Genomic DNA, 5,914 nt, shown 5'->3' on the forward strand with positions numbered 1-5,914 from the left:
AACATCAGAGCGATAAGAGTCTTGCGCATGGTGTATCTCCTTGTCTCGTTTCCCGGTACGTTCCGGATGAGTACAGATTACGGAGATCAAGGTCAGCGGCGGTCAGCGCTGCGTAAAGCTTGGGTAAAGACGCTTTGTCTCCAGCCTTACACATATCCCCTGTAGGAGCTGCGGCACGCTGCGATCCTTTTGATCTTTAAAAGCAAAGATCGCAGCCTTCGGCAGCTCCTACAGGGGGATGTCGTTGTGTCGGACGTGGATCAGAGGCTGTAGTAGTAACCACGGCTGCGCAGGGCGACGATCCGTGGGCGGCCGTCGGGATGCGGGCCGATCTTCTTGCGCAGGTTGCTGACGTGCATGTCGAGGCTGCGGTCGTACAGGGTCAGCTTGCGACCGAGGGCCAGTTGCGCCAGTTCCTGTTTGTCCAGCGGTTCGCCGGGCTGCTTGAGCAGGGCTTCGAGCAGGCGGCTTTCGGAAACGGTAAGTGTCAGTTCTTTTTCGTCGATGCTGACCACGCCGCGCACCGGGCTGAAGCTCAGGTCGCCGAGTTCGAGTTGGGTGGATACGGCGGCCGGGTGGCTGCGGCGCAGCACGGCGCGCAGGCGCGCGGTGAGTTCACGCGGATCGCAGGGCTTGGCCAGGTAATCGTCGGCCCCCAGCTCCAGACCGAGAATACGGTCCAGCGGTTCGCCCCGGGCCGAGAGCATCAGCACCGGCAGCTCTGCGTGCTCGCTGCGCAATTGCTTGAGCAGTTCCAGACCGCTGCCATCGGGCAGCATCACGTCCAGCACCACCGCCGCCGGGGCCGATTCGGCCAACGCCTTGCGCGCGCTCTGGCCATCGTGGCAGGCACGCACCAGAAAGCCTTCCTGGCTCAGCCAGCTACTCAGGAGTTCACACAACTCCTGGTCATCATCAATCAGTAACAGCTCGCTCATGACTCACTCAATTTAGCCATTGCCGACGTTTTCGGCTTGCTCCACTGGCAAAGATACCGCACAGCAGCGCCAATAGCGCTACCCCGGCGCCCGTAACGAACCATTGCTGCTGTTCGGTCAGCAAACGCGGCAAGGGACTGGCCTGGGCTTCCTTGAGTTGCAGCTTCAGGCGCTGATTCTCTTGGCGCAACCTGGCGAGCACGGCGCTTTCGCGGGTGTTGTCGGCATTTTGCAGTTGTTTGCTCAATTCTTCCCGCTGCTGCTCGCTGGCCTTCAGGCGCTGCTGCAACTCGGTAATCTGGCTGCCGGCACTTAATGACAATGGCGTGGAGCTGCCGCTTTCGGTGGTTTCTTCACCATGGGCGGGCGCCATGATCGTCAACGTGACCCACATCAGACACAACGGACCTTTGCGCATTGCGATTCCTGCTAGCAAATGGATATTGGGCAGGTTGTCGGCAGGCAAACGAGAATAATGAGCGATTGAGAGCGGTGAGAAGCGGGAAGGTTCAGTGCCAGAGGCAATGCAGAGATAAGGCACCTGTTGAAACTGTGGCGAGGGAGCTTGCTCCCGCTGGACTGCGCAGCAGTCCCATTGCCTTTGAAAAGCGGGGCCGCTGCGCGACCCAGCGGGAGCAAGCTCCCTCGCCACAAGATTGCCTCTTTACGGCAAGACTTGCTTGAACGGTTTGACGATCACGCTGGCGTACACGCCGGCGGCGATGTACGGATCGGCGTCGGCCCAGGCCTGGGCGGCGCTCAGGGAGTCGAATTCGGCGACGATCAGGCTGCCGGTGAAACCCGCCGCGCCCGGATCATTGCTGTCGACCGCCGGGTGCGGTCCGGCCAGTACGATGCGGCCTTCGCCCTTGAGCACTTGCAGGCGTTCGAGGTGGGCCGGGCGCGCGGCGAGGCGGGCTTCGAGCGAGTTGGCGACGTCGGTGGCAATGATTGCGTAGAGCATGTCAGTCCTCGGTTTTTGGCGTTGTGGTATCGGCGTCGTGCAGATGGCGGGACAGGTAGATGCCCTGACCGACCAGGAACAGCACGGTCATGCCCAGGCTGCCGAACACCTTGAAGTCGACCCAGATGCTCTGGAAGGTGAATGCCACGAACAGGTTGGCAGCGCCGCAGAACAGGAAGAAGGCGATCCAGGCGATGTTCAGGCGGGTCCAGACCGGATCCGGCAGGGTCAGCGCGTGGCCCATGATGCGTTTGATCAGCAGGCGGTCACCGATGAAGTGGCTTCCGATGAAGGTCAGGGCGAACAGCCAGTTGACCACCGGGGCTTTCCATTTGAGGAAAGTCTCACTGTGGAAGGCCAGGGTCAGGCTGCCGAACACCAGGCAGGCGATCAGGGTCAGCCATTGGCTCTTTTCCAGCTTGCGCTGCTTGATGAACAGCGCGCCGTAGACTACGAGGGAGCTGATGATCAGCATCGCCGTGGCGCTGTAAATACCGCCTACAGTCACCTCATGGCCGGCGATGTCGACGACCCGTGGATCCAGTTTGTAAACGATGAAAAACAGCAGAAGCGGGATGAAATCGATGAATTGTTTCACAGTGAGAGCCAGAAGCTGGATGTGGCGGCATAATAACAAACATATGGGCGCGCGATAGCGCCAGCTGATTTGAGGTTACAACTCCCCGTGAATGTTGATTTGCACTGCCACAGCACGGCCTCCGATGGCGCCCTGGCGCCGGCGGTTCTGGTTGCGCGTGCGTTTGAAAACGGCGTGCGAGTCCTGGCGTTGACCGATCATGACACCCTCGAAGGGCTCGCCGAAGCGCGCAGCGCCGCCGAAGAACTGGGCATGCAACTGGTCAATGGCGTCGAGCTGTCCTGCACTTGGGGCGGCGCGACCATCCACGTGCTGGGCTACGGTTTCGACGTCAACGCCGCGCCCTTGGTCGAGGCCATCGCCAGATTGCACGATGGCCGCTGGCTGCGGTCGGAAGAAATAAGCCGCAAGCTTGGCCTCAAAGGTATGCCCGGTGCCCTCGAAGGCGCCCGGCAGATCCAGCAGGAACTGGGCGACAGCGGCAACGCGCCGGCCCGCCCGCATTTTGCCGACTGGATGGTGCGTGAAGGTTTTGTCAAGGATCGCGCCGAGGCATTCCGCAAATGGCTCGCGCCGGCAAGCTGGGTGACGTCAAGCAGCACTGGCCGACGCTGGAAGACACCGTCGGCACCCTGCGCGCCGCCGGGGCGTGGGTCAGTCTGGCGCATCCGTGGCACTACGATTTCACCCGCAGCAAGCGCCGAAAGCTGATTGCCGACTATATTCAAGCGGGCGGGCATGCAATCGAAGTGGTCAATGGCCATCAGCCCGCAGAACAGGTCGGCAGCCTGGCGATCCTTGCCCGTGAGTTCGGTCTGCTGGTCAGTGCCGGCAGTGATTTTCATGGCCCTGGTGGCTGGTCCGAGATTGGCCAGTACCGGCCGGTTCCCGAGGACCTTCCACCCCTGTGGGGTCGGTTCAAACATGACACAGTTATCGCCGCCGTCTGAACAGGTAGAGAATGTGAGTCAATTTTTCCAGATCCATCCGGAAAACCCGCAAGCGCGCCTGATCAAACAGGCGGTCGAGATCATCCGCAAGGGCGGGGTGGTGATTTATCCCACGGACTCTTCCTACGCCATCGGTTGCCAGATCGGCGACAAGACCGCAATCGAGCGCGTGCGCCGTCTGCGTCAGCTCGACGAAAAGCACAACTTTGCGCTGATCTGCAGCGATCTGTCGCAACTGGGCAACTATGCCAAGATCGACACCGGCACCTTCCGCATTCTCAAGGCGCATCTGCCGGGGCCTTACACCTTTATCCTCAATGCCACCCGCGAAGTGCCGCGTTTGCTGCTGCATCCGAAGAAACGCACCATCGGCCTGCGGGTGCCGAGCCATCCGATTGCCTTGGCGTTGCTGGCCGAACTCGGCGAGCCGCTGATGAGTGTGACCCTGATCATGCCCGGCGATGAAGATCCGCTGAGCGATCCGTACGAAATGCGTCAATTGTTGGAACACCAGGTGGATCTGATCATCGACGGCGGTTTCGGCGGGATCAAGGCGTCCACCGTGATCGACCTGACCGGCGACGACCCGGAAGTGATCCGCGTCGGTTGCGGCGACCCCGCGCCGTTCATGGTCGAGGCCTGAATGTCCGCAGTGGAAACCGTTGTCGATCCCCAAGCCGGCGCCCAGCAGGAACTGCCGTTTGCCATGGTCTATGGCCAGGCGGTCACGGAAATGCCGCTGGACCTGTACATCCCGCCGGATGCGCTGGAAGTGTTTCTCGAAGCCTTCGAAGGCCCGCTCGACCTGCTGCTGTACCTGATCCGCAAACAGAACATCAACATTCTCGACATCCCGGTGGCGGAAATCACCCGTCAGTACATGGGCTATGTCGAGTTGATGCAGTCGGTGCGCCTGGAACTGGCCGCCGAGTACCTGGTGATGGCCGCGATGCTGGCCGAAATCAAATCGCGGATGCTCCTGCCGCGGGCCGAAACCGTCGAAGACGAAGAGGACGACCCGCGCGCCGAACTGATCCGCCGCCTGCAGGAATACGAGCGCTTCAAGGCCGCCGCCGAAGGCATCGACGGCCTGAGCCGGGTCGGACGCGATGTTGTGGTGCCCAAGCTCGACGCCCCGGAAGCCCGGGCGCGCAAGCTGTTGCCTGATGTCGCGCTGGAAGAAATTCTGATGTCCATGGCCGAAGTGCTGCGCCGTGGCGACATGTTCGAGAGCCATCAGGTCAGCCGCGAGGCATTGTCGACCCGCGAGCGCATGAGCGATGTGCTGGAACGGCTCAAGGGCGGCGGGTTTGTGCCGTTCGTCGAGCTGTTCACCGCCGAAGAAGGTCGCCTCGGTGTGGTGGTGACCTTTATGGCGATCCTTGAACTGGTCAAGGAATCCTTGGTCGAGCTGGTGCAGAATGAGCCGTTCGCCGCGATCCACGTGCGAGCCCGAGCCGAATAACGAGTCGAAACATGAACCTGACTGAACCCCGCGAGCTGGCGCCCCTGCTTGAAGCCTTTCTGTTGGCCTCGGGAAAACCGCAATCGCTTGAACGCCTCTACGAACTGTTCGAAGAAGGTGAGCGCCCTGAACCGCCGGTCTTCAAGAAAGCCCTGAGCCTGCTGGCCAAGTCCTGCGAGGGCCGCGCGTTCGAGCTCAAGGAAGTCGCCTCCGGCTACCGCTTGCAGATCCGCGAGAAGTTTTCGCCGTGGGTCGGGCGTTTGTGGGAAGAACGGCCACAGCGCTATTCCCGTGCGCTGCTGGAAACCATGGCGCTGATCGCCTATCGCCAGCCGATTACCCGGGGCGAGATCGAAGACGTGCGGGGTGTGGCGGTCAACACCAACATCGTCAAAACGCTGATCGAGCGCGAGTGGATTCGCATCGTCGGGTACCGCGACGTGCCGGGCAAGCCGGCGATGTTCGCCACCACCAAGGCGTTTCTCGATCACTTCAATCTGAAAAACCTTGAAGACCTGCCGCCGCTGGCCGAACTGCGTGAGATGGAAGCCGAGCCCGTCCTCGATTTCGACGACGCACCGGTGCCGCAAGGCCTGCAGGAACAGGCCGACGCCAGCGCCGAGCCGGAAGAGCCGAAGGAAGAAACCAGCTTCCACAGCTTGCTGCTGGAACTGGACAGCATGGAGGAGGGGATCAAGACCGACTTCGATGATTTGTTGCGCGATGCGGCGGACGGGGAGACGTCGACGACTGAGCCGGAAGCCGAGACCGTCGAGCCGCCGATTGAAGTTGAACTTGAGGCCGAGCCTGAAGCCGAACCGGAAGAGGACATTCTTGCGTTGCCGAGGCCCGGGAAAAACTTCTCGCTGCCGTCGCTGCCCTCGAACCACCTGCAGCGGAGCCCGAACTGAGTGAAGAAGAAGCCGAGGCGCGCGCCCTGGCCGAAGCCATCGAAGCCGAACGCCGCGAGTTCGAGGACTGAGGCGCGCCGAAAAGATC

The 5,914-nt window shown here is 61.5% G+C and carries 6 protein-coding genes and 2 pseudogenes; 4 read left to right on the forward strand and 4 right to left on the reverse strand.

Annotated elements, in window-relative coordinates:
* Positions 1 to 260 precede the first annotated feature (260 nt).
* The 4 genes from HT737_RS23355 to HT737_RS23370 form a co-directional block, all read right to left on the reverse strand.
* Entirely contained in the window at positions 261 to 938 is a 678-nt protein-coding gene (locus HT737_RS23355) for a response regulator transcription factor (protein ID WP_041073070.1), read from the reverse strand.
* 7 nt (positions 939 to 945) lie between these two features.
* Positions 946 to 1,356 (reverse strand): translation initiation factor 2, encoded by a 411-nt coding sequence (locus tag HT737_RS23360; protein WP_047292453.1) that lies wholly within the window; start codon positions 1,354 to 1,356, stop codon positions 946 to 948.
* A 246-nt stretch (positions 1,357 to 1,602) separates the two neighbouring features.
* Positions 1,603 to 1,902: a YciI family protein gene (locus HT737_RS23365; protein ID WP_025110562.1), complete on the reverse strand. Its 300-nt coding sequence runs from the start codon at positions 1,900 to 1,902 to the stop codon at positions 1,603 to 1,605.
* A gap of 1 nt (position 1,903) precedes the next feature.
* The gene (locus HT737_RS23370) at positions 1,904 to 2,500 is read right to left on the reverse strand and encodes a septation protein A (protein WP_182404106.1); all 597 of its coding nucleotides are present in this window, start codon (positions 2,498 to 2,500) and stop codon (positions 1,904 to 1,906) included.
* Positions 2,501 to 2,587: 87 nt separating this feature from the next.
* On the opposite strand from HT737_RS23370, the pseudogene HT737_RS23375 reads away from it, so the two are divergent.
* From HT737_RS23375 to scpB, 4 genes and pseudogenes are all read left to right on the forward strand, one after another.
* Positions 2,588 to 3,450 (forward strand): annotated as a pseudogene (locus HT737_RS23375) (PHP domain-containing protein).
* A 13-nt stretch (positions 3,451 to 3,463) separates the two neighbouring features.
* On the forward strand, positions 3,464 to 4,093 hold the full coding sequence (locus HT737_RS23380) for an L-threonylcarbamoyladenylate synthase (protein ID WP_007966016.1): 630 nt from the start codon (positions 3,464 to 3,466) through the stop codon (positions 4,091 to 4,093).
* Positions 4,094 to 4,216: 123 nt separating this feature from the next.
* Positions 4,217 to 4,915, forward strand: coding sequence for a ScpA family protein (locus HT737_RS23385; RefSeq protein WP_171061841.1), 699 nt, complete (start codon positions 4,217 to 4,219; stop codon positions 4,913 to 4,915).
* Between the two features lie 11 nt (positions 4,916 to 4,926).
* Positions 4,927 to 5,897: pseudogene (scpB, locus tag HT737_RS23390) on the forward strand (SMC-Scp complex subunit ScpB).
* Positions 5,898 to 5,914 lie beyond the last annotated feature (17 nt).

This window comes from Pseudomonas sp. MD195_PC81_125, assembly GCF_014060985.1.
GTDB classification, from domain to species: domain Bacteria; phylum Pseudomonadota; class Gammaproteobacteria; order Pseudomonadales; family Pseudomonadaceae; genus Aquipseudomonas; species Aquipseudomonas parakoreensis.